General features: G+C 65.1%; 22 protein-coding genes. 13 read left to right on the top strand and 9 right to left on the bottom strand.

Features of this window, described 5'->3' with window-relative positions; all coding sequences use genetic code 11:
* The first annotated feature begins 14 nt into the window (after positions 1–14).
* Positions 15–2165 (top strand): ADP-ribosylglycohydrolase family protein, encoded by a 2151-nt coding sequence (locus AB7535_RS28685; protein ID WP_231143314.1) that lies wholly within the window; start codon positions 15–17, stop codon positions 2163–2165.
* A 6-nt stretch (positions 2166–2171) separates the two neighbouring features.
* Here AB7535_RS28685 and AB7535_RS28680 read toward each other — a convergent pair whose 3' ends face one another.
* From AB7535_RS28680 to AB7535_RS28670, 3 genes are read right to left on the bottom strand one after another with little or no spacing between them, the layout of a single operon-like run.
* Positions 2172–2966 carry an IclR family transcriptional regulator gene (locus AB7535_RS28680; RefSeq protein ID WP_085405267.1) on the bottom strand — a complete coding sequence of 265 codons (795 nt, stop codon included), beginning with the start codon at positions 2964–2966 and terminating at the stop codon, positions 2172–2174.
* Positions 2967–2985: 19 nt separating this feature from the next.
* Positions 2986–4719, bottom strand: a complete 1734-nt coding sequence (locus tag AB7535_RS28675) for an FAD-dependent oxidoreductase (RefSeq protein ID WP_231143313.1) — start codon at positions 4717–4719, stop codon at positions 2986–2988.
* Positions 4720–4726: 7 nt separating this feature from the next.
* Entirely contained in the window at positions 4727–5941 is a 1215-nt protein-coding gene (locus AB7535_RS28670; protein WP_231143312.1) for an ABC transporter substrate-binding protein, read from the bottom strand.
* Positions 5942–6312: 371 nt separating this feature from the next.
* Between AB7535_RS28670 and AB7535_RS28665 the strand changes: the two genes are divergently transcribed.
* The gene (locus AB7535_RS28665) at positions 6313–7614 is read left to right on the top strand and encodes an MFS transporter (protein ID WP_166102576.1); all 1302 of its coding nucleotides are present in this window, start codon (positions 6313–6315) and stop codon (positions 7612–7614) included.
* 6 nt (positions 7615–7620) lie between these two features.
* On the opposite strand, the gene AB7535_RS28660 is transcribed toward AB7535_RS28665, so the two are convergent.
* Together AB7535_RS28660 and AB7535_RS28655 are read right to left on the bottom strand one after the other, a co-directional pair.
* The gene (locus AB7535_RS28660; protein WP_231143311.1) at positions 7621–9159 is read right to left on the bottom strand and encodes a hypothetical protein; all 1539 of its coding nucleotides are present in this window, start codon (positions 9157–9159) and stop codon (positions 7621–7623) included.
* The gene (locus tag AB7535_RS28655; protein ID WP_166102573.1) at positions 9156–10124 is read right to left on the bottom strand and encodes a LysR family transcriptional regulator; all 969 of its coding nucleotides are present in this window, start codon (positions 10122–10124) and stop codon (positions 9156–9158) included. The genes AB7535_RS28660 and AB7535_RS28655 overlap by 4 nt, the downstream gene beginning before the upstream one ends.
* Before the next feature lie 125 nt (positions 10125–10249).
* On the opposite strand from AB7535_RS28655, the gene AB7535_RS28650 reads away from it, so the two are divergent.
* The 10 genes from AB7535_RS28650 to AB7535_RS28605 all read left to right on the top strand — a co-directional run bounded on the left by AB7535_RS28650 (position 10250) and on the right by AB7535_RS28605 (position 20488).
* Complete coding sequence (locus tag AB7535_RS28650; protein ID WP_231143310.1) at positions 10250–11578, top strand: cation:dicarboxylate symporter family transporter; 1329 nt, start codon at positions 10250–10252, stop codon at positions 11576–11578.
* Positions 11579–11596: 18 nt separating this feature from the next.
* The gene (locus AB7535_RS28645) at positions 11597–12631 is read left to right on the top strand and encodes a PdxA family dehydrogenase (RefSeq protein ID WP_063981367.1); all 1035 of its coding nucleotides are present in this window, start codon (positions 11597–11599) and stop codon (positions 12629–12631) included.
* A complete protein-coding gene (locus AB7535_RS28640; protein WP_231143309.1) occupies positions 12621–14075 on the top strand; it encodes an MmgE/PrpD family protein in 1455 nt (484 codons plus the stop codon). Before AB7535_RS28645 ends, AB7535_RS28640 begins: the two co-directional genes overlap by 11 nt.
* Before the next feature lie 17 nt (positions 14076–14092).
* On the top strand, positions 14093–15529 hold the full coding sequence (locus AB7535_RS28635) for an MmgE/PrpD family protein (protein WP_231143308.1): 1437 nt from the start codon (positions 14093–14095) through the stop codon (positions 15527–15529).
* A 40-nt stretch (positions 15530–15569) separates the two neighbouring features.
* On the top strand, positions 15570–16541 hold the full coding sequence (locus AB7535_RS28630; RefSeq protein WP_231143307.1) for a Bug family tripartite tricarboxylate transporter substrate binding protein: 972 nt from the start codon (positions 15570–15572) through the stop codon (positions 16539–16541).
* Between the two features lie 17 nt (positions 16542–16558).
* Positions 16559–17347: an SDR family NAD(P)-dependent oxidoreductase gene (locus AB7535_RS28625; protein WP_231143306.1), complete on the top strand. Its 789-nt coding sequence runs from the start codon at positions 16559–16561 to the stop codon at positions 17345–17347.
* A complete protein-coding gene (locus AB7535_RS28620; protein WP_439037391.1) occupies positions 17347–18165 on the top strand; it encodes an alpha/beta fold hydrolase in 819 nt (272 codons plus the stop codon). The genes AB7535_RS28625 and AB7535_RS28620 overlap by 1 nt, the downstream gene beginning before the upstream one ends.
* Positions 18166–18253: 88 nt before the next feature.
* On the top strand, positions 18254–19045 hold the full coding sequence (locus AB7535_RS28615) for a fumarylacetoacetate hydrolase family protein (RefSeq protein ID WP_231143305.1): 792 nt from the start codon (positions 18254–18256) through the stop codon (positions 19043–19045).
* Between the two features lie 82 nt (positions 19046–19127).
* Positions 19128–19919, top strand: coding sequence for a transporter substrate-binding domain-containing protein (locus tag AB7535_RS28610; RefSeq protein ID WP_231143304.1), 792 nt, complete (start codon positions 19128–19130; stop codon positions 19917–19919).
* 152 nt (positions 19920–20071) lie between these two features.
* Positions 20072–20488: a hypothetical protein gene (locus tag AB7535_RS28605; protein WP_084794986.1), complete on the top strand. Its 417-nt coding sequence runs from the start codon at positions 20072–20074 to the stop codon at positions 20486–20488.
* Between the two features lie 10 nt (positions 20489–20498).
* On the opposite strand, the gene AB7535_RS28600 is transcribed toward AB7535_RS28605, so the two are convergent.
* The 4 genes from AB7535_RS28600 to AB7535_RS28585 are packed head-to-tail and all read right to left on the bottom strand — an operon-like array spanning position 20499 to position 23811.
* Entirely contained in the window at positions 20499–21242 is a 744-nt protein-coding gene (locus AB7535_RS28600) for an IclR family transcriptional regulator (RefSeq protein ID WP_231143303.1), read from the bottom strand.
* Positions 21243–21259: 17 nt separating this feature from the next.
* Positions 21260–22111, bottom strand: a complete 852-nt coding sequence (locus AB7535_RS28595; protein WP_231143302.1) for an HpcH/HpaI aldolase/citrate lyase family protein — start codon at positions 22109–22111, stop codon at positions 21260–21262.
* On the bottom strand, positions 22111–22563 hold the full coding sequence (locus tag AB7535_RS28590) for a MaoC family dehydratase (RefSeq protein WP_008134771.1): 453 nt from the start codon (positions 22561–22563) through the stop codon (positions 22111–22113). Before AB7535_RS28590 ends, AB7535_RS28595 begins: the two co-directional genes overlap by 1 nt.
* 45 nt (positions 22564–22608) lie before the next feature.
* A complete protein-coding gene (locus tag AB7535_RS28585) occupies positions 22609–23811 on the bottom strand; it encodes a CaiB/BaiF CoA transferase family protein (RefSeq protein ID WP_231143301.1) in 1203 nt (400 codons plus the stop codon).
* Positions 23812–24036: 225 nt separating this feature from the next.
* On the opposite strand from AB7535_RS28585, the gene AB7535_RS28580 reads away from it, so the two are divergent.
* Complete coding sequence (locus tag AB7535_RS28580; protein WP_231143300.1) at positions 24037–25071, top strand: TRAP transporter substrate-binding protein; 1035 nt, start codon at positions 24037–24039, stop codon at positions 25069–25071.
* Positions 25072–25075: the final 4 nt, after the last annotated feature.

Below are 25075 nucleotides of genomic sequence, written 5' to 3'. Positions count from 1 at the left end.
ATGGGAGTGAACTCGTGACAGCTATTCCTCATGATTACGCGGAGCGGGTCTATGCCGGCGTGCTTGGCAAGCTCATCGGTGTCTACCTCGGCCGGCCCTTCGAGGGCTGGACCTATGAGCGCATCATGAAGGAGCTCGGGCCGATCAACTACTATGTCAACGAGCGTCGTGACGTCGCGTTGCGATCCCATCATCTCGTCGTTACCGACGACGACGTCTCTGGCACTTTTGCGTTTCCCCGCGCGCTTGCCGACAATGGCTATCCGAAGCGTCTCACCTCGAAGCAGATCGGGCAAGCCTGGCTGAACTACATCGTCGAGGAGCGCGCCATCCTGTGGTGGGGTGGCATCGGCAATTCCACCGAGCACACCGCCTATCTGCGGCTGAAGTCCGGTATCCCGGCGCCGCAGAGCGGCTCGATCGAGCTGAACGGCACGACCGTAGCCGAGCAGATCGGTGCGCAAATCTTCATCGACGGCTGGGCGATGGTGAGCCCGGGTAATCCGGAGCAGGCCGCTTATCTGGCCGAGCAGGCCGGGCGCGTGAGCCATGATGGTGAATCCGTGCATGCCGCAAGACTGCTCGCGGCGATGGAGGCGCTGGCCTTCGTCGAGCACGACGTGCAGAAGCTGATCGATGTCGGGCTCGGCTTCGTGCCGAAGGACGCGCTGATCCGGCGCGTCGTCAACGACGTCCGGGAATGGCACGCCGGCGACAACGGCAACGACTGGGAACGGACCCGTGCGCTGATCGCCGAACGTTACGGCTACGACAAATTCCTCGGCAATTGCCATGTCGTGCCCAACCACGCGTTGATCATCCTGGCGACGCTCTACGGCGGGAACAGCTTTCAGGAGGCGATGCGCATCGCAAACACGGCCGGCTGGGATACCGACTGCAACGCCGGCAATGTCGGCTGCCTGTTCGGCATCCGCACCGGACTTGCCGGCCTCGACGCCGGGCCGGACTTCCGCACCCCCATCGCCGACCGCATGTACATCTCGACGGCCGATGGTGGCGCTGCGATCTCCGACGCCGTGATCGAGACGCAGTCGCTGGTCGCGGCCGGGCTTGCGCTCGCCGGTGTGCCGGCGCTGGCGGTTGCCAAGGACGGCGCGCGCTTCAACTTCAACTTTCCGGGTAGCCTGCAGGGCTTCCACGTGAAGGGCGGCTCGCCCGCACGGCTCCATGAGGTCGAGCTCAGCAATGTCGCCGGCCACAGCCGCACTGGGGAGCGGAGTCTGGCGATCGACTTCCGCCGTCTGGCGCCCGGACGCGTGGCACGCGTTGCGAGCCCCACCTTCTTCGACAAGGAGGTGTTTACGATGCCGACCTACCAGCTTGTGGCCTGTCCGACGCTGTATTCGGGGCAACGGGTGGAGTGCCGGATTGAATCGGAAGCGGATAGCGGCACCGTGGCGGTGCGACTGTTTTCCAGCGTCTATGACGAGCACGACGAGCTGATCCAGATCTACGGCGATGCGCAGGAACTGACCGGCGGCTGTCACGCCGTGCTGAGCTGGGAGGTGCCGGAGACCCATGCCTATCCGATCTTCGAGATCGGGGTGGAGATCGAAACGCGCGATCCGCTCGGCGTCGATGGCACGCTCTATCTCGACTATCTGACCTGGGGTGGCGCGCCTGACACCGTGCTGAAGCGGCCGGACAACAATCTGAGCACGATGTGGAAGCACGCCTGGGTCAACAATGTCAGCCAGTTCCAGACCCGCTGGGAGGGCCTGCGCGTTACCAATGGCGACGGGCTCGGCTTCATCGCGCAAGGTACGCGCGACTGGAAGGATTATCGCGTAACGTCCGAGATCATGCCGCTGCTGGCGAACGCCTGGGGCCTCGCGGCGCGGGTGCAGGGACGCGAGCGCTATTACGCGCTGATGTTCGACCGTGCCGAGGGCGGCCGCGTCCGTTTGGTCAAGCGCGTGCATGACGAACTCGTGCTCGCCAGCGAACGCTTCGACTGGCAGCTCGACCGGAGATATCGGATTGAGCTGCGCGTGGCCGGAAGCGACATCGAAGCCCATGTCGATGGTAAAAAACTCTTCAGCGTTCAGGACACGGGCGATCTCCCATTGACCAGCGGCGCCGTCGCGCTCGTCGTCGACAGCGGATCGATCTCCGCGGAGGAGGTGCGCGTGTCGCCGGCCTAACAGGCCTCACTCCGCCGCGATGGTCATCCCGTAGCCGAGCCGCTTCGAAATGCCGCCGGCGCAGTCGCGCAGGGCATGGGCGATCGGGCTGTCCCAGCGCGCATCAAACGTGCCTTCCGGCCCCATCGCGGTGATGACCAGTGCGACATGGCCGGAATGGTCGAACACCGGCGCCGAGAATGCATTGACGCCGGGCAGGGGATCGCCGAGCGCGCGGGCGAGGCCGTGCTTGCGAACCTCCGTGAGCATCTCGGCGACCTTCGCGCCCTTCACCGCCCGCTTCGGATTGTAGCCGACGCCATGACGGTCGAGGCCGCTTTCGAGCGCGGCGTTGATGGTCTTCTCCGGCAGGAACGCTGCAAAGGCGCGGCCGGTCGCGGTTTCGAGCAGCGCCATCACCGAACCGGCACGCATCACGATGTGAACGGGCTGACCGGGCTCCTCCAGCTGCACCACGGTCGGACCGTGCGTGCCCCAGACCGCGAGCGAGACGGCATGGCCGATCTGGCTCGCGAGGCCTGCGATCTTCGGACGCGCGATCCGCACGCCGGAGAGACGGCGCAGGCTGATCAGGCCGAGCTCCAGCGCCAGCGCGCCGATCTCGTAGCGGCCGGTAGTCTCGTCCTGCTCGATCAGCCCGATGCGGGAGAAGCTGGCGAGATAGGGATGCGCCTTGGCCGGCGTCATGCCGGCCTCGCGCGCGAGATCGCGCAGCATCATCGGTTCGCCGCATCTCGCGAGCGCGCGAAGCAATTCTCCGCCGACCTCGATCGACTGGATGCCGCGGCTTTCTCTCTTCATGCGTCTCCTGGCGCGTGGCTTACGCCGCGTTGCGCTTGGCGGCGCTGTCGGCGAGATGACGGCCGGCAATGTAGCCGAAGGTCAGCGCCGGCCCAAGCGTGATGCCGGCACCGGGATAATTGCCGCCCATGATGCTCGCCATGTCGTTGCCCGCGGCATAGAGCCCGGGAATCACCCGGCCTTCGGCGTCCAGCGCCCGCGCGTTCTCGTCGGTGACGATGCCGGCATAGGTGCCGAGATCTCCGATCACCATCTTGATGGCGTAGAACGGGCCGTTCTTGATCGGTGCGATGCAGGGATTTGGACCGTGCATGGCGTCGCCCTGGTAGCGGTTATAGGCTTTTGAACCTTTGCCGAAGGCGGCGTCGTGCCCTTGCGGCGCAGTCGCATTGAACTGCCTGACCGTCTCGGTGAACGCCGTCGCGTCGATGCCGGTCTTCGCCGCCAGCGCCTCCAGCGTGTCGCCGCGCATGAGATAGCCGGTATCGAGGTGATGACCGAGCGGCATCGGGAACGGCGGCACACAGCCGAGGCCGTATTTGCGCAGCGTCGGGTGATCGCAGACGAGGTATGCGGCGATCTCCTCGCCGGGCTTTGCGGCCTTGATCATGGCCTGGACGAAGTCGTGATAGGAATTGCCCTCATTGGCAAAGCGCTTGCCGTCCCGCATCACCGCGATTACGCCGGGTTTGGCACGGTCGATGAAATGCGGCATCACGCCGCTCGAACCATCCTTGCGTTTGGTCACCGACACCGGCACCCAGGCCGCCGCGTTCGGTAGGCGATCCTCGACATGTCCGCCGGCGCTTTCGGCAAGGCGCAGGCCGTCGCCGGTGTTGCCGGCCGGTCCCGGCGAATAATGCTCATGGCCGGTCGGTGCGTGTGGAAACATCTTCTTGCGGCGTTCGACGTCATGCGGGAAGCCGCCGCAGGCGAGCACGACGCCCTGTCGCGCGCGGACGCGCACCTCGCGGCCTTCGCGCGAAACGACGGCGCCAGTCACAGTGCCGTTCTCGACCGTCAGCTCGCGCACGGGCGAGGACAGCCACATCGGAATCTTCAGGTCCTGCGCGGATTTCGCGAGGCGCCCGGCAAGCGCGTTGCCGTTGGTCAAGGTCATGCCGCGGCCATAGCGCAGCACGTCCATCAGGTGCCGTGACAGGCGCTTGGCGACGTATACCGCCGAGGTCAGCGACTTCGTCACGCGCATGAAATGGATGATCTCCTTGCCGGAGCCTAGCATCATGCCGAACACGGTGAGCTCGGGAAGCGGCATGCCCAGCGTCTTGATCTGGTCGCCGAGCTCGCGGCCGTCGAACGGGCGCGTCACCATGGAGCGGCCGCCCTGCGCGCCGCCCGGCGCTTCGGCGTGATAGTCGGGAAACACCAGTGGCATGTCGAAGCGCAGCGCGGTCCTGGTGGTGAAGAAATCGACCGCCTCGGGACCCGCACTCAGGAATGCATCGACCCGCGCGGCATCGAAGTTGTTGCCGGCTTCGTGCCGCAAGTAGGTGCGGGCCTGCTCCGGCGCCTCCTCGATGCCGTAGGCCTTCGCCAGCGAGGTGCCGGGGATCCAGAGCCAGCCGCCGGAGCGGGCGGTGGTGCCGCCGAAGCGCGGCTCCTTCTCGACGATCAGCACGTCGAGGCCGCGATAACCCGCGGTGATCGCGGCCGACATGCCGGAGGCCCCCGATCCGGCCACGAGCACATCGCACTCGTAAGTCTCAATTGCGTTGCGCTCGTTGCCGGTCATGCGGGCCTCATTTCTTCAGCAGCGGACATTTGGATTCGGAGACCGGGCGGAAGGCGTCCTCGCCCTTCACGGTCTTGACGATCTGCAGATAGTCCCACGGCTCCTTGGACTGCTCGGGCGATTTCACCTTGGCGAGATACATGTCGCGGATGACGCGGCCGTCCTCGCGCAATTTGCCGCCATGGACGAAGGTATCCTCGATCGGCAGCTCGCGCATCTTGGCCATCACCTTGGCGGGGTCGTCGGTGCCGGCGGCCTTGATGCCCTTCAGATAATGCAGCACCGAACCGTAGACGCCGGTCTGGATCATGGTCGGCATCACCTTGGTGCGCTCGTAGAATTTCTTCGACCAGGCGCGGGTCGCCTCGTCCATGTTCCAGTAGGACGCCGTTGTCATGTAGGTGCCCTGCGCGGCCTTCAGGCCGACCGCATGCACGTCGGTGTCGAACATCAGGAGACCGACCAGCTTCTGGCCGCCCTGCACCAGGCCGAACTCGCCGGACTGCTTGATGGCGTTGTCGGTGTCCTGGCCGGCATTGGCGAACGCCACCACGTCGGCCTTCGAACTCTGCGCCTGGAGCGCAAAGGAGGAGAAGTCGGCTGTGTTGGTCGGATGCTTCACGCCGCCGAGCACCTTGCCGCCCATCTCGTTGATGAACCGCGTGGCGTCCTTTTCGAGCTGCTGGCCGAAGGCATAGTCCGCGGTGATGAAGTACCAGGACTTGCCGCCTTCCTTGATCACGGCGGAGGCCGTCACCTTGGAGAGCGCGTAGGTATCGTAGGTGAAGTGCACGGTGTTCGGGCTGCACAGCTCGTCGGTCAGCGAGCTCGCCCCGGGGCCGGAGAGCAGCGCGATCTTGTTGCGTTCGCGCACCATGTTGTGCACGGCGATCGCGATGCCGGAGTTGGGGATGTCGACGACGGCGTCGACCTTGCCGTTGTCGAACCAGCCGCGCACGATCTGCACGCCGACATCGGTCTTCATCTGGTGGTCGGCGCTGATGATCTCGATCGGCTTGCCGAGCACGGTCGGCCCGAACTCCTCGACCGCCATCTTGGCCGCCTCGACCGACCCCGGCCCGCTGTTGTCACGGCCCCAGCTCGACAGATCCGTCAGCACGCCGATCCGCACCGCGTCATCGGAGACTTGCGCGCTCGCCGCCGTGGTCATGGCAGCCGAAGTCATGGCCGCGAGCAAGGTGCAGGCCAAAAGCCCTCTCATCGTCGATCCCTCTCTTATTGGCCGCTTGGCGCGGCTGGTTATTCTGGGGGATAAATTAGATATTGACGAATGAGTTTGTCAATGGCGAATAAGAGGGGTCAATGAGTTCCATGGTCGCCCGGGAGACATTGCCGGAGGCGTGCGCGCAACTGCCGCCACACCCGTCATTGCGAGCGCAGCGAAGCAATCCAGACTTTCTCCGCGGAGGCAGCCTGGATTGCTTCGTCGCAAGAGCTCCTCGCAATGACGGAGTGCGGGAGCAGCGACGCGCAAAATCTCGCATTGTAATCCCGCACAGAGATCACACCTCCGCAGGTTGCAACCGCCATCGCGATTGGCCATGATGCCGTCAGGAATCTTTGGGGCAGGGCATGACGGCAGCAACGGGGGTCTCCGCGGCCGCGGAGAGATCGACGACGGCGCATGTGGTGTGGGCAAGCGCGCTCGGCACCGCGATCGAGTGGTACGATTTCCTGATCTACGGCACGGCAGCTGCGCTGGTCTTCAACAAGCTGTTCTTTCCGAGCTTCGATCCCTTCGTCGGAACGCTGGTGGCGTTCTCGACCTATGCGGTCGGCTTCGTGGCGCGACCGATCGGCGGTGCCATCATCGGGCACTACGGCGACCGGCTTGGGCGCAAGACCATGCTGGTCGCGACCATGATCGCGATGGGGCTCGGCACCTTCCTGATCGGCTGCCTGCCGACTTACAGCCAGATCGGCGTCTGGGCGCCGATCCTGCTCATCATCCTGCGCTTCGTCCAGGGCATCGGGCTCGGGGGCGAATGGAGCGGCGCGGTCGTGATGGTGATCGAGCACGCCGGTGATCGGCGCGGCTTCTACGGCAGCCTGGTTCAGATCGGCTTTCCCGTCGGCGTCGCCGCCTCGACCGGTATCTTCGCCCTGATGACGCAACTGCCCGAGGCGGACTTTTTGAGCTGGGGTTGGCGCGTGCCGTTCCTGATCAGCATCCTGCTCGTCGGCGTCGGCTTCATCGTGCGGCTCAAGCTCGCGGAAACGCCGCATTTCAAGGAAGTCGTCGAGCGCAAGGAAGTGCTGGCGCAGCCGGTGCTGGAGGTGCTGCGCCGCGACTGGCGCAGCTTTCTGCTCGCGATCGGCATCACGGTGTCGGAGGTCGGGCTCGCCTATCTCCTCACCGTCTTCACCGTGGTCTATGCGACGACGAAACTCGGCCTGCCTCGCCAGGTGATCCTGAACGCGGTGGTCTATGCCGCGCTCGTCGAGTTCGCGACGCTGCCGCTCGCCGGCTGGCTCTCCGATATCTTCGGCCGCAGGGCGCTGTATCTCGCCGGCGGGGTGTTCTCGGTGGCGCTGGCGTTTCCGCTGTTCTGGTTCCTCGACACCAGGGAGCCGGCGCTGATCACGTTCGCGCTCGTCGTCACGATGACGCTGACGCACGCGCTGCTGTTCGGGCCGAAGGCGGCGTTCATGCCGGAACTGTTCCGCACCCAGGTGCGCTACAGCGGCGCCTCGCTGGGCGCCAATGTCGCGGCGGCGCTGAGCGGCGGCTTCTCGCCGCTGATCGCAACGGCGCTGCTCGCATGGGCCGGCGCCTACTGGCCGGTGTCGGTCTACATCATTGCGCTCTCGATCATCACGATCATCGCGACGCTGATGGCGCCGGAGACAGCGCGCGACGCACTGAAGTCGTAAGCGCGGTCACCGGCAGGCGGGGTTTGCTGCGTCCGGAAACGCCAGGAAGGTGACGGTCGCCGGCACCAGCCGGATCGCTCCCGCAGGTGTTGCGCGCGGCTCAAGTCGGGGCAGTTCGTCATCGGCACTCAGCGCGAGCGTCTTGCCGTTCAGCTGAACTGTCGCGTCTTGCAGCCGCCTCGCATGTATCGTGTAACGCTCGGCGGGGTGTGCCAGCGTCAGGGTCGATGATGCGTGCCGCGACGCGTTGATTGCGAGCACGGACACGGCGCCCTGCATGCCCGGATGGCAATGCGCGTAGAGATGGAGATCTGGCGCGGCGACCGGGTTCGCGTCGAGCACAGTCGTTCCCATCAGCCGATGCCAGAGCAGCGCAGCCCAGTAGCTCGGCCGCGGTCGAAACGTTCCCTCGTCGAGCAGGCCGTAGTCGCTGGCGGCCAGCGTGTTGTGCATCACCACCTGGACGCCGGCCCTTGCGAGGCGTCCGTGCTGGTCGAGATAGCGGAAGGTGTCGAGAAAGGTCTTGTCCGATGGATTGCCGCCGCAGGCGGCGTTTGCCGTCTCCGTCAGCCAGATCGGCTTGGCCGGCTCGAATGCGTCGCGCAGGGCGCGGTAGGTCGCGAACGTCGCGTCGGTGCGTGCCAGCCAGTCCGAGGAGAGCGCCTGCGCCGGATCGTCGCGGCCGCCGCAGCGCGGCGAGAGCGTGTTGTAGTGATGATAGGAGAAGCGATCGATGCCGGGGGCGGATGCGGCGAGCAGATCGCGCGTGGTGATGCCCGACCCGGATGGCGACGGCGCGTCGCCGGTTGAACCCGGACCGACGATCAGCGTCTCGGGCGCCGCGCGTTGCATCCATTCGCGAAAGATCCTGAAGTCCCGGCCATAAGCGGCCGCATCATATCCCGGCGGTGCACCGTTCGTCGCCGCAAGCGTTGGCTCGTTCATGAATTCCACCGCCGCGATGTGGCCACCCAGCGAACGCGTCGTGTCGATCAGGCGCTGCGCCTGATCGGTCTTCCACGCGCCATCCGCATCGCGGCTGCCCGGACTGATCGCGAAGGAGGTGACGATCTCCGCGTCGACGGCGCGGGCAAAGTCGATGACGTCGCGCCATCGGTTGCGGCTGAGCACGTCATTGAATCCCGGCGGGGGCTTGGCCGGTGCACGGTCCGTGTCGGCAAAGAACGTCGCATTGGCCCAGGTGCCGCTCACGCGCAGATAGGCCGGCGCCAAAGCGGCGGCGAGCTTGTGCAGCCGCGCATTGGCAAGATCGATCGGCGGCCTCTCGCCGTAACGATCCCGCTCATCGAGCGCGCGCATCGTTCGCGGATAAGGCTTCCAGAACCGGCCGCCGGTCACCTCCACCATCTCGATATTGTAGGATTGAAAGCGCGCATCGATCGTGCCGATCGCCTTCAGTTCCGCGGGCGCGACGGATGCGTCGCCGGCGCGCGCCGCGTCTAACGTTGTGGCAGCGAGCAGGCTCATCAGCAGCATCTGCGGCCGAAGCAGCCCGAAGGCCGACTTGATCCGCGACACGGTCATCTGGTCCGCGGCGCAGCGGCGATGGATTTCCCTCCTGGCCGGCCCTTGCGCACCGAATTCCAGAAATTCTCGGCCGCCCGGGTCATGCGGGCCCGCGTGCGGAACAGCGAGACGCTGATCGGAATGTCCCAATCCGCGCCGCCGGCGCGCAACAGGCGGCCGCTGTCGAGATCGGCGCGGACGAGGCTCATCGGAGCCCACGTCACGCCGCGCCCTTCGCGCGCCATGTCGACCAGCAGCATGACCGGCGCGGCGAAGCCGGGCGCCAGCCACGCCGTCGAATCCTTCGCGGCCAGGAACGAGGTGACGAGCCGCCCCACGCCCGAGCCGGGGTGATAGGCGAGATAGGGCAGCGGCGCGCCCGATGCGCCGGGCAGGGCGTAACGAGGCTGTGCCTTTTTGCTGCTGCGTCCACCGCGGCCCGGTTTTGCGGCCGGCGCGCTGATCGGGATCAGCACGTCGGTCGCGAGATCGACGCGCTGGAAGCGGTCCATGTCGAGCCGGCTCACCAGCGTCGGATGGTAGTGCGCCAGCATGAAATGCGCCTGCGCATCCAGAAGTAGCTTCTCGCAGCCGGCGAAATTCGAAGCGACGAGCTGAACGGCCGAGTCGGCCCGCGCGCTGTCGGAGTTGCGAATCCATTCCGGAAAGAAGGTCTGCGACAGTGAATGCGTGGCAGCGAAGGTGATGGTCTCGGCCTTCAGCCGCGCCATTTCGAGCGCTTCCTCGCGTCCGACCAGGACCCGGCGCAGCACGTCCTCCGCGACGGGGCGGAAACTCTCGCCGGCCGGCGTCAGCGTGATCGTGTGGGTCGAACGTTCGAACAGCGGCGTGCCCAGCCACTCCTCGAGCGACCTGATGCGGCGGCTCAGCGCCGGCTGGGTCACATGCCGTCGCTGGGCGGCGCGCGAGAACCCGCCTTCCTCGGCGATGGCAAGGAAATCCTCCAGCCAGACCAGGTCCATGATGCGGTTTTGTCCTCAAATCATACCGATACGGCATTAGCGCCTGACACGCCGCTGGTCCAATGTAAACGGCATCGCATGACAAGAACAAGGCGCGGCGCGACGATGCCGTTGGAGGAAGCAAATTGCAGATCGCCGCAACGCCGCTGTCTGAGCCCATATCGACTGAGCCGATGTCGCGCCCGGTTTCTGAACGCCGCCGCAAGCCGCTCTGGCGCGAGCAATATGTCCTGGTCGTCGCCGGCGCCGCGCTCGGCGCACTGTTCGGCTTCCTGCTTCCGACCGTCGCCGTCGACTTCAAGCCGCTCGGCGATGCCTTCATCTCGCTGATCAAGATGACGATCGCGCCGCTGATCTTCCTGGTGGTGGTCACCGGCATCGCGCAGGTCGGCGACATGAAGGCGGTCGGCCGCATCGGGCTCAAGGCCTTCGCCTATTTCGAGGCGGTGACGACGATCTGCCTGTTGATCAGTTTTGTGGTGGTGCGCTGGGTGCAGCCCGGCGCGGGCGTGGCGCATGCCACGGCGCAGCAGGCGGAGACCGTCGCGCGCTATTCGCAGGCCCATGTCGGGTCGCTGTCAGCTTACATCCAGCACATGATCCCGGAGAGTTTTGTCGGCGCGTTCGCGACCGGCGACGTGCTCCAGGTTCTCGTGCTCGCGCTTCTGTGCGGTATCGGCTTGCTGCTGCTCGGCGAAAAGGCAGCGCCGCTGCGGACGGGCCTTGAGCGGATCACCGAACTCGTGTTCAGCGTCGTCCACGTCGTGGTGGCGCTGGCGCCGATCGGAGCGTTCGGCGCCATGGCCTTCACGGTGGCGAAGTTCGGCGCCGCCACGCTCTATGCGCTGGCGCTATTGGTCGGCACCGCCTGGGCGATGATGGCGTTCTTCATCTTCGTCATTCTCAACGTGATCTGCCGTCTCGCCGGTATCCGCCTGATGGACCTGTTGCGCCTCTTGCGCAACGAGCTGCTCGTCGTGCTCGGCACCTCCTCGTCGGAGACTGCCATCCCCGGCATGATGGAGAAGCTGCCGAGGGCGGGTGTGGGGCGGGCAGTCGCTGGCCTCGTCATTCCCTCCGGCTATTCCTTCAATCTCGATGGTGTCGCGCTGACGCTGCCGCTCTCCACGATGTTCGTCGCCCAGGTCTACGGCATCGAATTGTCGGCCGGCCAGCAATTGAGCCTGTTCGTGGTGATGCTGTTCACCAGCAAAGGCGCCGCGGGCGTTACCGGCGGCGCTTTCGCCGCACTCGCCGCGACGGTGATCGCCGCGGGGTTGCCGGCGGAGGGACTGGCGCTGCTGCTCGGCATCGACCGCTTCATGTCGCTGGCGCGCGCCATCACCAACACCATCGGCAATGCCGTCGCCGCCGTCGTGGTCGCGAAATGGGATGGGGAATTCAACCGCGAGGACTGGGCTCAGTCCGCCGCTCAAATCCAAGCAGTGAAGTAAGGACTCAAGGTTTCTATCATGGCTACCAGCACCAAAGAACTGCCCGTCATCGCGCTCACCCCCGGCGATTGCACTGGCATCGGCCCCGAACAGGTCGCGCGCATTCTGTCCGATGACCGGCTCGCGGATGCGGCCCGTCTCGTCGTCGTCGGCGATGCCCGCGTGCTCGAGATGGGCATGGCGCATGCCGGCGTGAAGCTGAAGGTCGAGCGGATTGCCTCGCCCAAGGCGGCCAACTGGGGCCGCGGCGCCGTGCAGCTCGTCGACCTCGGCAACACCGATCCCGGCAAATTCCCGATCGGCAAGGCCAGCGCGGAATCGGGCCGGCTGACCGGCGAGACGCTGTCGCGTGCGATCGATTTCGCCAAGGCGGGCGAGGTCGACGCGATCACGTTTGCGCCGCTCAACAAGCGCGCGATGTTCGACGGCGGATGGAAGTTCCCCGACGAGCACAAGATGTTCGCAAGCCTGCTCGGGCATAAGACCTATTTCTCCGAGATGAACGTGCTCGACGGGCAATGGATGTCGCGCGTGACCGGGCATCAGTCGCTGCGCGAGGCGCTCGACGGCATCAATCCGGCGAGCATCACCGACTCGATCGAACTGGTCGACCGCATGATGCGCAAGGCCGGCGTCGCCAAGCCGCGCATCGCGGTCGCCGCCCTCAATCCGCATGCCGGCGAGAATGGCCTGTTCGGCCGCGACGAGATCGAGATGATCCGCCCGACGGTCGAGGCCGCCGCGAAGACCGGCATCGCCTGCACCGGGCCTTATCCCGCCGACACCGTCTATATCCGCGCCTTCGCCGGCGAATTCGACAGCGTAGTCGCGATGTATCACGACCAGGGCCAGATCGCGACCAAGCTGCGCGGCTTCAACCGCGGCGTCACCGTCACCGCGGGTCTCGAGACCGTCTTCACCACGCCATCGCATGGCACCGCGTTCGACATCGTCGGCACGGGCGTCGCCAAGACCGGCGCGCTCGAAAGCGCGGTCCGCCTTGCAGCGCAACTGGTATCGATCAAGGTCAAGGAGGCTGCCCATGCAAACTGATCGCAGGACCCTGCTCCAGGCGGCGGCCGCGCTGCCGCTCGCAACCGTCGGCGCCAACGCGGCATTCGCGCAGGCACCCACCGCAGCTCCCGCAGCAGCGCCACCCAAGGAGGTGACGCGTGCGCTGGCGCATTATCTCGTGACCGCGAGTTATGACGACCTGCCGGCCAATGTGCGCAAGGAAGGCGTGCGCACGCTGCTGAACTGGGTCGGCGTCGCCATCGGCGGCTCGCATCACGAGACGGTCGATATCGCGGTCTCCGCGCTCGGTCCGTTCTCCGGGCTGCAGCAGGCCTCGCTGTTCGGGCGGCGTGAGCGGTTCGACATCATGAACGCGGCCTTCATCAACGGTGTGTCGAGCCATATCTTCGACTATGACGACACCCACCTGAAGACGATCATCCATCCTGCCGGCCCGGTGGCCTCGGCCATTCTCGCGCTGTCGGAAATGCAGCCGGTATCGGGCAAGGATTTCCTGAACGCGCTGGTGCTCGGCGTCGAGACCGAGTGCCGGATCGGCAACTCGGTCTATCCGAACCATTACGATGTCGGCTGGCACATCACCGGCACCGCCGGTGTGTTCGGCTCGGCCGCGGCCGTCGGCAAGCTGTTGAAGCTGAACGAGCAGCAGATGACATGGGCGCTCGGCCTTGCCGCCTCGCAGCCGGTGGGCCTGCGCGAATCCTTCGGCTCGATGAACAAGAGCTTCAATCCAGGCCGTGCCGCATCAAGCGGCATTTTCGCGGCGATCCTGGCCTCGAAGAATTTCACCTCGTCCGATGCCATGATCGAGGCCAAGCGCGGCTGGGCCAACACGATCAGCACCAAGCAGGACTACAACGAGATCCTAGGCGACCTCGGCAAACGCTATGAGGCCGCGCTCAATACCTACAAGCCATTCGCCTGCGGCATCGTCATGCACCCGGCGATCGACGCCGCGATCCAGCTCCGCAACGAGAGCAAGGTGACTGCGGACCAGATCGAGCGCGTCGACCTCAAGGTCCATCCGCTGGTGCTGGAACTCACCGGCAAGAAGACGCCGAAGGCGGGCCTCGAAGGCAAGTTCAGCATCTATCACGCGGTCGCGGTCGCCATCGTCGAGGGCGCCGGCGGTGAGAAGCAGTTCAGTGACCGGGCCGTGACCGATCCGACCGTCGTCGCGCTGCGCGGCAAGGTGAATCCGGTGATCACACCCGGCATCAAGCCGGAGCAGGTCGATCTCACCATCGTGCTCAAGGACGGCCGCAAGCTCAACCGCTACATCGAGCATGCGATCGGCAGCGTCGAGGTGCCGATGACGGACAAGCAGCTCGAAACCAAATTCTCGGACCTTGCAGAGGGTATCATCCCTGCTGCGACGATCCGGCGCGTGATGGACGCCTGCTGGAATGTCGAGAACCTGCCGAACGCGGCGGAGATCGCAAGGATGTCGGTCGCAACCTGACCGCGGAGGAGAACAGCATGCCGTCACGCCGCCGTTTCCTGCAGTCCGCCGGTTCGGTTGCCGCCTTGGTCGCCACCGGCGGCCGTGCGGCTCTCGCGGCGAGCCCAGGTGTCACCGAGCGTCTCGCCCGCTACATGGTCGCCGCGCGCGACCAGGAGCTGCCGGAGCAGGTGCTGCGTGAATGCAAGCACCGCATTCTCGATACGCTCGGCGCGATGGTTTCGGGCTCGCGAATGAAGCCGGGCGAAATGGCGCTGAAATATGTGCGCACCCTCGGCGGCGATGCCCAGGCGTCCGTCGTCGGCTCGGATTTCCGGACCACGGCCGTTAACGCGGCGTTGGCGAACGCGATGTGTGCGCATGCCGACGAGACCGACGATTTCGAGCCCGTCACCAAGGCGCACCCGGGCTGCTCAGTGGTGCCGACCGCACTTGCTATTGGCGAGCGCGAGCATCGCAGCGGACAGGATTTCATTCGCGCCGTTACGCTCGGCTACGACCTGACCTGCCGGCTGCTGATGGCGCTGGGCCCGGATCTCGTGCGCGGCTCGCATCGGAGCGCGGAGGGAACGTCGTCGACATTTGGCGCGCTCGGCGCCGCCGCATCGCTGGCTCAGCTCGACGAGAAGGGGACGCGCTACGCGATCTCCTATTCGTCGCAGCAGGTGTCCGGCCTCTGGAGCTGGGTCAAGGACAAGGACCATATCGAGAAGGCCTTCGACTTCGCCGGCATGGGCGCACGCAACGGCGTGATGGCCGTCGACATGGTGAAGAATGGCTTAACAGGCGTCGACGACGTGCTCGACGGCACGCATAATCTCTTCATTGCACTGTCGAGCGATCCGAAGCCGGAAGAGATGGTGAAAGAGCTTGGCAGTCGCTTCTACGTCACGGAGACCGCAATCAAGACCTTCTCGGTCGGCTATCCCATCCAGTCGCCGCTGGATGCGATGCTGACGCTGCGCAAGCAGCACAGCCTCACGCCAGATAATGTGCGTAGCATCCTGGTCAAGCTGCCGACCGATGCGATGGGAATTGTGGGCGAGAGCGCGATGCCAGACGTCAACTGCCAGCATCTCGTGGCTGTCGCGCTGGTCAAGGGCGCCGTGTCGTTCAACGACAGTCACGACGTCGCGTTGATGCACGACCCCAAGATCCTCGAACAGCGCGCCAAGGTGACGCTGGCTGGCGACAAGGCGCTGATGGACCCGGCAGCGCCGCGCGGCGCTGTCGTCGAAGTGACATTGACCGATGGCAAGAAGGTCGAGCACTTCACGAAATATCCGCCGGGCACCAAGGAGAATCCGCTGAGCACGGAAGCAGTGGCGGCCAAGACGCGGGATCTGATTGCACCGGTATTGGGCAGTGACAGGGCCGAGAAGCTGATCGACCAGATCGGCAATCTCGAACGGCTTGACGACGTCGGCAAGTTGAGGCCATTGCTGACGGCGTGATGAATCAATCAACAACAAGACAAACATCAAGGAAGTGCCCATGCGCGGGGTTATGCGACGCACCTTTCTGACCGCCAGTGCGGCCGTTCTGTTCTCCGGCTTCGCGGTAGCGCAGGATTATCCCTCCCGACCCGTCAAGATCATCGTGCCGTTCCCGGCCGGCGGGTCCAACGACATCATCGCCCGCATCGTCGCGCAGAAGCTGACTGAACGGAACGGCCAGACCTTCCTCGTTGAGAACCGTGGCGGCGCCGGCGGCAATATCGGGGCTGAGACGGTGGCGAGCGCCGAGCCCGATGGCTACACCCTGCTGCTGACCGCGCCGCCTCCGCTGACGATCAACGGTTCGCTCTACAAGAAGCTGCCGTTCGATCCCGCCAAGGCGTTTGCTCCGATCGCGCTGATTGCCTCGGTCCCGATCGTGCTGGTCGTCAACCCGTCGGTGCAGGCGAAGAATGTCGGCGAGCTGATCGCGCTCGCCAAGGCCAAGCCCGGCTCGCTGAATTTCGGCTCGTCCGGCATCGGCTCGACCAACCACCTCGCCGGCGAGCTGCTCAAGAGCATGGCCGGTGTGGACATCGTCCATGTGCCCTATCGCGGCGCCGCGCCGGCGATGAACGATCTGCTCGCGGGCCAGATCCCCTTCATGTTCGACAACATGCCGGCAGTGTTGCCGCAGGTGCAAGGCAAGGCCATCAATGCGATCGCGGTCGCGGGCGCCAAGCGTGCGGAAGCACTGCCCGACGTGCCGACCGTGGCCGACACCATTCCCGGCTTCGAGGCTTCGTCCTGGTTTGGGCTGGTGGCGCCGGCCAAGACGCCTGCGCCCGCGCTCGCCAAGCTGAGCGGCGAGCTCGAGACCATTCTGAAGATGCCGGATGTCAAGAAGCGGCTCGCTGAACTCGGGGCCGAGCCCGGCACCGTTTTCGGCGACGCATTCGGTCAATTCATGACGGACGAAACCGCAAAATGGGGCAAGCTCGTCAAGGCCTCCGGCGCCACGGTTGATTAGCGAGTTGGGGTAGCGTCATGGATCTGAACCTGGGCGGCAAGGTTGCCGTCGTGACCGGCGGCAGCATCGGCATCGGCCGTGCCATTGCCGCCGAACTCGCGCGCGAGCAGGCGCATGTCGTCATCGTCGCGCGCGACGCGGAGCGCCTTGCCACGTCCGCGCAGGAGATGTCGCGGGATACGGGCCGGCGCGTGATCGCCTGTGCCGGCGACATGACCAAGCCCGACGACATAGCCCGTGCAATGACCACCGCGCGCGAGGCCTTCGGCCGCATCGATATCCTCGTCAACAACGCCGGCGCCTCGCCGATGGGCCGGATCGCGGAGACGCCCGACGCGACCTGGGCCAAGTCGATCGAGCTGAAGCTGCTCGGCTACATGCGCTGTGCACGCAATGTCCTGCCTGAAATGCGCGACCGCCGCTGGGGCCGCGTCATCAACATCATCGGCCGCAGCGGCCACCAGCCGCGCGCGGCCTATATGGCCGGCGGCGCGGTCAATGCCGCGCTGCTGAACTTCACGCTGGCGCTTGCCGAGGAATGCGCGCCGGACAATGTGCTGGTCACCGGCGTCAATCCCGGACCGGTGCAGACCGATCGTTGGGACAGCCTCATCTCTCAAGGTGCGGCGATCGCGGGCCAGGATCAGGGCGCGACCAATGCTGCGGCGATCGCCTCGGTTCCGCTCGGCCGCGTCGGGCAGCCGCATGAAGTGTCCGGCATCGTCGCGTTCCTCTGTTCAGACCGCGCATCCTTCATTACTGGTACCTGCATCAATGTCGATGGCGGTGGAACGAGGTGTATCTGATGGGTAGCGAACTGCGGAAGATCGGTGTCGGAGAGGATTGCGAGCTTGCGGTTCGCATCGACGACTATCTGCTGCCGTGGGACATCAAGCCGCCGGTCGTGATGCTGCACGGGCTCGCCGAGAGCGGCGAGGCGTTCCGGCGCTGGGTGCCGTATTTCGCCACGCATCATCTGGTGGTGCGGCCTGACCTGCGCGGCTACGGCGATTCGACGCCGATGCAGGGCACCTATGCCTATCGTTTCGCCGGTCTCGGCGACGACATCATCCGGATGCTGGACGCGCTGAAGCTCGATCGCGTTTTCGTGGTTGGCGGCAAGATCGGCGGCACGCTGGCGATGCACCTGACCGCAAAACACCCGGATCGCGTGATCGCAGTCGCCGCGGTCGGTGCGCCGGCCTCGCTCACCTCGTTCAACGAGCGTGCGCCGACCTGGCGCAAGCAGATCCGCGAGCAGGGCGTCGAGCCCTGGGTGCGCGAGACCACCGCAGGCCGTCTCGGCTCGTCGCTACCCCCGGCAGCGCTCGACTGGTGGATCAAGCTGATGTCGAAGACCAAGGCTTCGACGCTGGAGGCATTCCTCCAGATGGTGCCGACCGTCGACGTCACCGACGAACTTCCGTCCATCAAGCGTCCGACGCTGGTGATCACCACGACCGGCTCCGGTCTTGGCGACGTCGCCTCCGTGAAGGCGTGGCAGGAAACGATTCCGGGCTCGAAGCTGGAAGTGCTGCCGGGCGATTCCTATCACGTCGCCGCGACTGACCCGGACGCATGCGCGCAAAAAGTTCGCGCGTTCTTCGATCGCGTCGCGACTTAAGACGTACAGGGCGGGCCATTGGCCCGCCCTGCATTTGGCTCTAAGACTACCGTTCGACAAGAAACGGCAAATATCAGGGAGTGAAGCCATGACAAAAACCACGCGACGCAGCGTGCTCACGGCCGCAGCCGCGATGACGGCGGCGGGCCTCACTGAGGTGACGTCGGCTGCGGCGCAGGTCGCACCCAAGCCGATCTTCCCGGTGCCGATGGTTTCGATCCCGATCGTCGGCGAAACGAGTGTGTTCCAGGTCCGCCGCATCTACTGCATCGGCCGCAACTATGCCGCGCACGCGATCGAGCGGGGCTCGGATCCGAACCGCGAGCCGCCGTTCTTCTTCCAGAAGCCGACGGATGCTATCCAGAACGTTGCGGTGGGCGAGGTCGCCGACCATCCCTATCCGTCGCTGACCAAGAACTATCACCACGAGGTCGAGCTGGTTGCCGCGCTGAAGTCCGGTGGCACCAACATCCCGGCCGAGAAGGCGCTCGACCATGTCTATGGTTACGCGCTCGGCCTCGACATGACCCGGCGCGATCTCCAGAACGGCATGGCCGCGGAGAAGAAGCCCTGGGAGATCGGCAAGAGCTTTGACCATGCCGCGGTGATCGGCCCTATCCACCCCGTGAGCAAAACCGGCCATTTCGAGAAGGGCGCGATTTCGCTCGCGATCAACGGCACAGTGAAACAGAACTCGGATCTCAGCAAGATGATCTGGAGCGTTGCGGAGCAGATCGCAAAGCTCTCCGAAGCGTTCGAGCTGAAGGCCGGCGACATCATCTATTCCGGCACGCCGGAGAATGTCGGCCCAGTGGTGAAGGGCGACGTGCTCTTGTGCAAGCTCGAGGGCCTGCCGGATATGTCGATCAAGATCGCGTAGTTCTTTACCTCTCCCCGTAAGAACGGGGCGAGGGAGCGCTCCGTCAGCTTGTCGACGGATTGTCCAATCTTGGAGGCGCTAAATGTTGCGGCGTGGTCTGATTGCTGCGTTGGGCTTGGTCTTCATCATGACCTCCATTCCCAGCTTGAAAGCCGAAGGCCCCGTCGACATCGCGCCGACGGGAGCGCTCCGCGTGGCGGTGGCCGTCGGCCCGGCCGCGTCGGCGTTCTGGACGACGCGCGATCCTTCCACCGGAAAGCCGCGCGGCGTCACCGTCGAGCTCGCCAGGGCCGCCGCTGACAAGCTGCACGTTCCGCTCCAGCTCATCGAATATCGGAGCTCCGACGAGATTGCCGCGGCCAGCAGCAAGGACGTCTGGGATCTCTCTTTCATGCCGGCGGACGTCAAGCGCGAGGCGTTCGTGGACCAGGGTCCGGCTTACGTCGCCTATATGAGTGGCTATCTCATCCGCGCCGGATCGGACATCCGCTCGGTTGCGGATGTCGATCGCGCCGGCATGCGGGTCGGCTGTATCGAAGGGACATCGACGTCACGCACGGTCGAGAAATCCTTGAAACAGGCGAAGCTGACAAAGTTCGTGAAGCCGGAAGAGGCGGCCGAATTGATCGGCAAGGGGCAGCTCGATGCTCTGGCGATGGGCATGGGAGCTCTGGAAGACCTTTCGCGAAAGCTGCCCGGAACCAAGGTGCTGGACGAAGTGATCCAGTCGACCGGCGTGGTCGTGGTCGTTCCCAAGGGCAAGGCCGTGGCGAAGACCTGGGCGGCGCGCTTCCTGGATGAAGCCAAGGTAGACGGCACCGTGCGTCGTGCGCTCGATGGTAATGGATTTACCAGCGACAAGATCGCGCCGTAGTTGCGCCGAACTGCGTCCGCTGGAACCGCGAGTGGCGGCGGGGGTCTTTGAATTGCCGGAGTTCCATCGGCCATTGCCCCGTGTTGGGCAACGAACAAACCTCGTGCGGCCATATTTGAGTAAGAGTGATCTCCCGAGAGGGAGGCGCTCCGATGAAGAAAGTTTTGATCACTGCGGTCGTGCTGCTGGCTGGCGTGCCTGCGAGCGCCGTTGCGCAGGAGCGCGCTGGTGCTGCGGCGATAGGCGCCGTGTCCGGGGCCGTCGTGCTCGGTCCGGTCGGTGCGGTCGCGGGTGCAGTGATTGGCTATACCGCCGGTCCTTCAATCGCGAGGTCATGGGGCGTGAGAGGTTCGCGGTCGGCAAGACACCAGCAGCCGCCACGCCGCGAGGCGTACCGCGCAGCCGCGACCGGCGCTCCGCCGCGCGCGCGTGAGGCGATGAATGCCAACGGCCAGATCAGAGCTGCCAGCAATCCGCCGGCTCAAGCCACGCCCCCGGTGCAGCCAGTTCAAGCTGCGCCGGCTCCGCCGGCGGAGACTTCGACCCCGCCCGTTCAGGGACTCGAATGAGGCTCCGGCTTTAGGCCGCGGTCGTCTTCGGCCGCAGCCGGTCGACGGTCCGTGCGATCAGCGCGGCCACCTCCGGCACCTTCGGACCAATGCGAAATTCCGGCCCTGCAACGACGACCGAGAGCCTGCGGTCGCCGATCGGCAGCGGGATCGCGGCGCCCGCGAGGTCGCGGCTGTAATCGGCGAAGCTCTGGCAATAGCCGCGCGCGATCGAATTGCGCAGCTCGAGCTCGACGGCCTCGATGCTGATCGGCGTCGACGGGCCGTATTGCTTGAACTCGATCTTGCGATAGACGGAGTCGCGCTCTTCCTGTGAATATTGCAGCAGCAGCGCGCGGCCACTGGCGGTGGCGTGGATCGGCACGCGGTGGCCGATGGTCGCGAAATAGCGGATCGCGGCCTGGGATTCGACGACGTCGATGAACACCGCCATCGCGCCGGCCGGCGCCACGATGGATGCCGTCTCGCCGGTCTCCGCCGAGAGATCGGCGATCAGCGTATGCGTCCACGGCGGCAGCGGCTCGACCTCGGAGATCATTCGCGCCATCGCCAGCCAGCGCGGTGTCGGATAGAAGCCGGCGCGCGGCCGCGGCTCATAGAGATAGCCCTTCTCGGACAGCGTCGCGAGAAGGTTGAAGGTCGACGAGCGCGGCCAGCCGAAATGATCGGCGATCTCGGCAAGCGTCGCCGGCTTCCTCGTTTGCGCGAAGAATTCCATGATCTCCAGGACGTTTGCGGCTTGGCGAACGATCATGGTGGCGGCGTTCCGATCTAGGTCTGGCCGAGGATCTTCTTCGCGGCGCGAAGATGCGGCTTGTCGATCATCTGGCCGTCGAGCCGCAGCGTGCCGGAGTTCGGATTGCTCGCGAATGCGGCGATCACCTTTTCCGCCCAGGTGCGCTCAGCCTCGGTCGGCTCGAATGCCGCGTTGACGACGTCGACATGTTTCGGATGGATCAGCGCCTTCGCCGAAAAGCCGTCGCGCCGGGCCGCCCGCGTTTCCTGCTCGAGGCCGGCGAGGTTGTCGATGTCGGTATAGACGGTGTCGATCGGCGCGACCTCGGCTGCGGCCGCCGCCATCAGGCAGAGATCGCGCGCGAGGCGATAGGGGCTGTGGAATACGCCACCCGACGCCTTCTCGGTCGCGCCGAGCGAGGCCGAGAGATCTTCCGCGCCCCACATCAGGCCGGCGAGGCGAGGGGAGCAGCCCTTGTAGCTGCCGAGCCCAAAGATCGAGCCGGCGGTTTCGGTCGCGACGCAAACGATGCGGGTCGCGCCGACGGTGATGCCGGCCGCGGCTTCCAAGGCTTCAAGCCAGGCTGCAACCTGGCGCACGTCATCGCCGCCTTGCGATTTCGGCAGCACGATGCCATGGGGCTTGCCCGGCATCACCGCGGCGAGATCGGTGAGCGTCAAGCCGGTGTCGAGCGCGTTGACGCGGACGTAGAGCTGATGCGGGCCGGGGCGGCCCTTCAGCATCGCGAGCGTCAGCCCGCGCGCTTCTGGCTTCTTCTCCGTGACAACGGAATCCTCGAGGTCGATGATCAGCGCGTCGGCCTTGCCTAAGCTCGCCTTCTCGAATTTGCGCGGGGAATCCCCCGGCACGAACAGCATCGAACGCATCAGACCGGCCTCTTGTGCATCATCGCCATGCGGCGGCATTTGCCGACGATCTCGTCGTTCTGGTTCAAGGCGTGATGCTCGAACTCGACGATACCCGCTCTCGGGCGCGATTTGGATTCCCTCAACGAAAGCACCTTCGTCGTCGCCCGCAAGGTGTCGCCATGGAAGACCGGTTTTGGGAACGTGACGTCGGTCATGCCGAGATTGGCAACGGTGGTCCCCATGGTCGTATCATAGACCGTCATGCCGATCATGATGCCGAGGGTGTAAAGGCTGTTGAAAATGCGCTGGCCGAACTCGGTCTTTTCAGCGAAATGGGCGTCGATATGCAGCGGCTGCGGGTTGAGCGTCAGCAGGCTGAACATGGTGTTGTCCATCTCCGTGACGGTCCGGGTCAGCGGATGCCTGAACTCCTGGCCCACGGAAAACTCTTCGAAATAAAGTCCGGCCATCGCGGTCTCCCTCCCGTATCGCTGCGATTCTGGCCAGCGCTGCCCTTAGGGCGGCGCGGCCAGGTGAACTGCTTCTTGCTCTGCGAGTTGTTCGATTTCCTCGGTCGAGAAGCCGGCCTCGCGCAAAATGTCGCGGCCATGCTGGCCGAGCGTCGGTGCGGGGCCGGCGGCTTCCGGCTGGGTCACGCTCCAGGTGGAGGGCACGCGCATCTGGCGGATCCGGCCTTCCACGGGATGATCCACCGTCCTGAAGAAGTCGATCGCGTTGAGATGCGGATCTTCGAGGATCGTCTCCAGCGTATGCATCGGCATCACCGGAATGTCGGCGCGCTCGAGCAGCTCGCGCCATTCTGCGGTGGTGCGCGTGAGGAAGATGTGGCCGATCTCCTCATAGATCTCGTCGATGTGTTTTGTGCGCGCGGCGTGGTTGGCGAAGCGCGGCTGATCGAGGAAATGCGGCTGTCCGATCGCCTCGAAGAAGCTGCGCCAGTGCTTGTCGTTGTAGATGAGGACGCAGAGATAGCCGTCGCTGGTCTTGTAGGGCTTTCGATAGCGCGACAGCAGACGGGCATAGCCGCCATGGTCGAGCGGCGGATCGTAGGTCAGTCCGCCCAGATGATCGACCAGCACGAACTCCGTCATCGATTCGAACATCGGCACGTCGATGCGTTGGCCAACGCCGGTGCGGCTCTGATGCATCAGCCCGCCCATGATCGCATTGACCAACATCAGGCCGACGATGCGGTCGGCGATGGTGACGGGGACGTAGCGCGGCGTGCCGTCGCCGGCCGCCGCAAGCAGCGTCGGAATCGTGGCGGCGCCCTGGATCAGATCGTCGTAGGCGGGCTTTGCGGCATAGGGCCCGGACTGGCCGTAGCCGAACGCACCGACATAGAGGAGGGCGGGATTGATCTCGCGAAGTGTCTCGTAGTCGAGGCCGAGCCGGGCCATCGCCTGCGGGCGCACATTGTAGACGAGCGCGTTGGCGTGCTTCGCCAGCCGCAGCAAGGTGTCGCGGCCTTCCGTTTTCTTCAGGTCGAGCACGATGCTGCGCTTGCCGCGATTGGCATTGAGGAACATCCCGCCCATGCCGGGCGTGCGGCCGGGACCGATCTGGCGAACGATGTCGCCCTCGGGGCTTTCGACCTTGATGACGTCGGCGCCCATGTCCGCCAGCACCTGGGTGCCGTAGGGGCCCATCAGCACCGAGGTCAGGTCGAGAATGGTGAAGCCGGCGAGCGGTCCCATGAGGCCTCGTTCGATAAGTTCATATACGTGGAGTTAGAGTTCATAAAATGCCCATGTCAATTCGACGGCTCCGGTCCGCGGTGCATAGCTCTATGCATAGTTCATATACTTGACAGATAAATTCACCTATATGTACATTTTCAAGCAAGAAATAGAGCGAGGGCCGGGCGGCGCCGCAGCAATTCGCTGCCGCGTTCGGCGTGGGGACGCGTCAAGGAGAACGACATGAAGAAGAATATGGTCAGGGCCGTCGCAGTGCTCGCTCTCTCGCTGCCGGTCTCGACAATGTCGGCGCAGGCGCAGGCGCTGGAGCTGAAGGTCGCCGATAGTTTCCCCGCCGGTCACTATCTCGTCCGCCTGATGCTCAAGCCCTGGATGGACGACGTCACCAAGCGTACCAACGGCGCAGTGACCTTCACCTATTATCCGAACCAGCAGATCGGCAAGGCCGCCGACATGCTGCGTCTGACGCAGTCCGGCGTGGTCGACATCGGCTACATCGGACCGTCCTATGTCTCCGACAAGATGCCGCTCTCGGAAGTCGCGCAATTGCCGGGCGCGTTCGCAACCAGCTGCCAGGGCACGCTAGCCTATTGGAAGACCGCGCGTGAAGGCATTCTCGCCAAGCAGGAATACGCGCCGAACAAGATCAAGCTGCTGCTCGCCGTAGTGCTGCCGCCCTACCAGGTGTGGACCGTCAAGTCGAAGGTGGAAACCACCAAGGACATGCAGGGCCTGAAGCTGCGCACCACGGGTGGCGCGCAGGACCTGACGCTGCGTGCACTGAACGCCGTGCCGGTGCGCATGGCTGCGCCCGATGCCTATGAGTCGCTGTCGCGCGGCACGATGGACGGGCTGCTGTTCCCGCTCGACAGCGTCGTCTCCTACGGCCTCGACAAGCTGGTCAAGCACGCCACCGAAGGCGTCAGCTTCGGCAGCTTCATCGTCGCCTATTCCATCAACCAGTCGGTCTGGGACAAGCTGCCCGACGACGTGAAGAAGGCGATGAACGAGGCTTCGGAGGCGATTACGCCGCAAGCCTGCGCCGGCGTCGAAAAGGAAGGCGAAGTCACCAAGAAGCAAATGCAGGACGAAGGCATCAAATTCGATCCGCTGCCGGAGGCGACGCGCACCGAGATCAAGGACAAGCTCAAGGGCGTCGGCAAGGAGTGGGCGAGTGGGCTCGACAGCCGCGGCAAGCAGGCGTCCGCCGCGCTGAAGGAGTTCGACGATCTGCTCGCCGCGGGCGGCGCCAAGTAGAGCG

The sequence above is a fragment of the Bradyrhizobium sp. 956_D2_N1_4 genome (genome assembly GCF_052076025.1).
GTDB lineage: Bacteria > Pseudomonadota > Alphaproteobacteria > Rhizobiales > Xanthobacteraceae > Bradyrhizobium > Bradyrhizobium barranii.
Note: the sequence above shows the minus strand (reverse complement) of the source record. Positions and strands in the feature narration are given on the sequence as shown.

Bases quoted from the DNA above. Each gene is read 5' to 3' on its own strand.
- AB7535_RS28640 (WP_231143309.1), top strand. From the start codon at position 12,621: ATGCAAACTGATCGCAGGACCCTGCTCCAGGCGGCGGCCGCGCTGCCG.
- AB7535_RS28665 (WP_166102576.1), top strand. From the start codon at position 6,313: ATGACGGCAGCAACGGGGGTCTCCGCGGCCGCGGAGAGATCGACGACG.
- AB7535_RS28600 (WP_231143303.1), bottom strand. From the start codon at position 21,242: ATGATCGTTCGCCAAGCCGCAAACGTCCTGGAGATCATGGAATTCTTC.
- AB7535_RS28635 (WP_231143308.1), top strand. From the start codon at position 14,093: ATGCCGTCACGCCGCCGTTTCCTGCAGTCCGCCGGTTCGGTTGCCGCC.
- AB7535_RS28595 (WP_231143302.1), bottom strand. From the start codon at position 22,111: ATGCGTTCGATGCTGTTCGTGCCGGGGGATTCCCCGCGCAAATTCGAG.
- AB7535_RS28625 (WP_231143306.1), top strand. From the start codon at position 16,559: ATGGATCTGAACCTGGGCGGCAAGGTTGCCGTCGTGACCGGCGGCAGC.
- AB7535_RS28580 (WP_231143300.1), top strand. From the start codon at position 24,037: ATGAAGAAGAATATGGTCAGGGCCGTCGCAGTGCTCGCTCTCTCGCTG.
- AB7535_RS28620 (WP_439037391.1), top strand. From the start codon at position 17,347: ATGGGTAGCGAACTGCGGAAGATCGGTGTCGGAGAGGATTGCGAGCTT.
- AB7535_RS28585 (WP_231143301.1), bottom strand. From the start codon at position 23,811: ATGGGACCGCTCGCCGGCTTCACCATTCTCGACCTGACCTCGGTGCTG.
- AB7535_RS28675 (WP_231143313.1), bottom strand. From the start codon at position 4,719: ATGACCGGCAACGAGCGCAACGCAATTGAGACTTACGAGTGCGATGTG.
- AB7535_RS28630 (WP_231143307.1), top strand. From the start codon at position 15,570: ATGCGCGGGGTTATGCGACGCACCTTTCTGACCGCCAGTGCGGCCGTT.
- AB7535_RS28660 (WP_231143311.1), bottom strand. From the start codon at position 9,159: ATGACCGTGTCGCGGATCAAGTCGGCCTTCGGGCTGCTTCGGCCGCAG.
- AB7535_RS28680 (WP_085405267.1), bottom strand. From the start codon at position 2,966: ATGAAGAGAGAAAGCCGCGGCATCCAGTCGATCGAGGTCGGCGGAGAA.
- AB7535_RS28645 (WP_063981367.1), top strand. From the start codon at position 11,597: ATGGCTACCAGCACCAAAGAACTGCCCGTCATCGCGCTCACCCCCGGC.
- AB7535_RS28615 (WP_231143305.1), top strand. From the start codon at position 18,254: ATGACAAAAACCACGCGACGCAGCGTGCTCACGGCCGCAGCCGCGATG.
- AB7535_RS28610 (WP_231143304.1), top strand. From the start codon at position 19,128: ATGTTGCGGCGTGGTCTGATTGCTGCGTTGGGCTTGGTCTTCATCATG.
- AB7535_RS28670 (WP_231143312.1), bottom strand. From the start codon at position 5,941: ATGAGAGGGCTTTTGGCCTGCACCTTGCTCGCGGCCATGACTTCGGCT.
- AB7535_RS28590 (WP_008134771.1), bottom strand. From the start codon at position 22,563: ATGGCCGGACTTTATTTCGAAGAGTTTTCCGTGGGCCAGGAGTTCAGG.
- AB7535_RS28655 (WP_166102573.1), bottom strand. From the start codon at position 10,124: ATGGACCTGGTCTGGCTGGAGGATTTCCTTGCCATCGCCGAGGAAGGC.
- AB7535_RS28605 (WP_084794986.1), top strand. From the start codon at position 20,072: ATGAAGAAAGTTTTGATCACTGCGGTCGTGCTGCTGGCTGGCGTGCCT.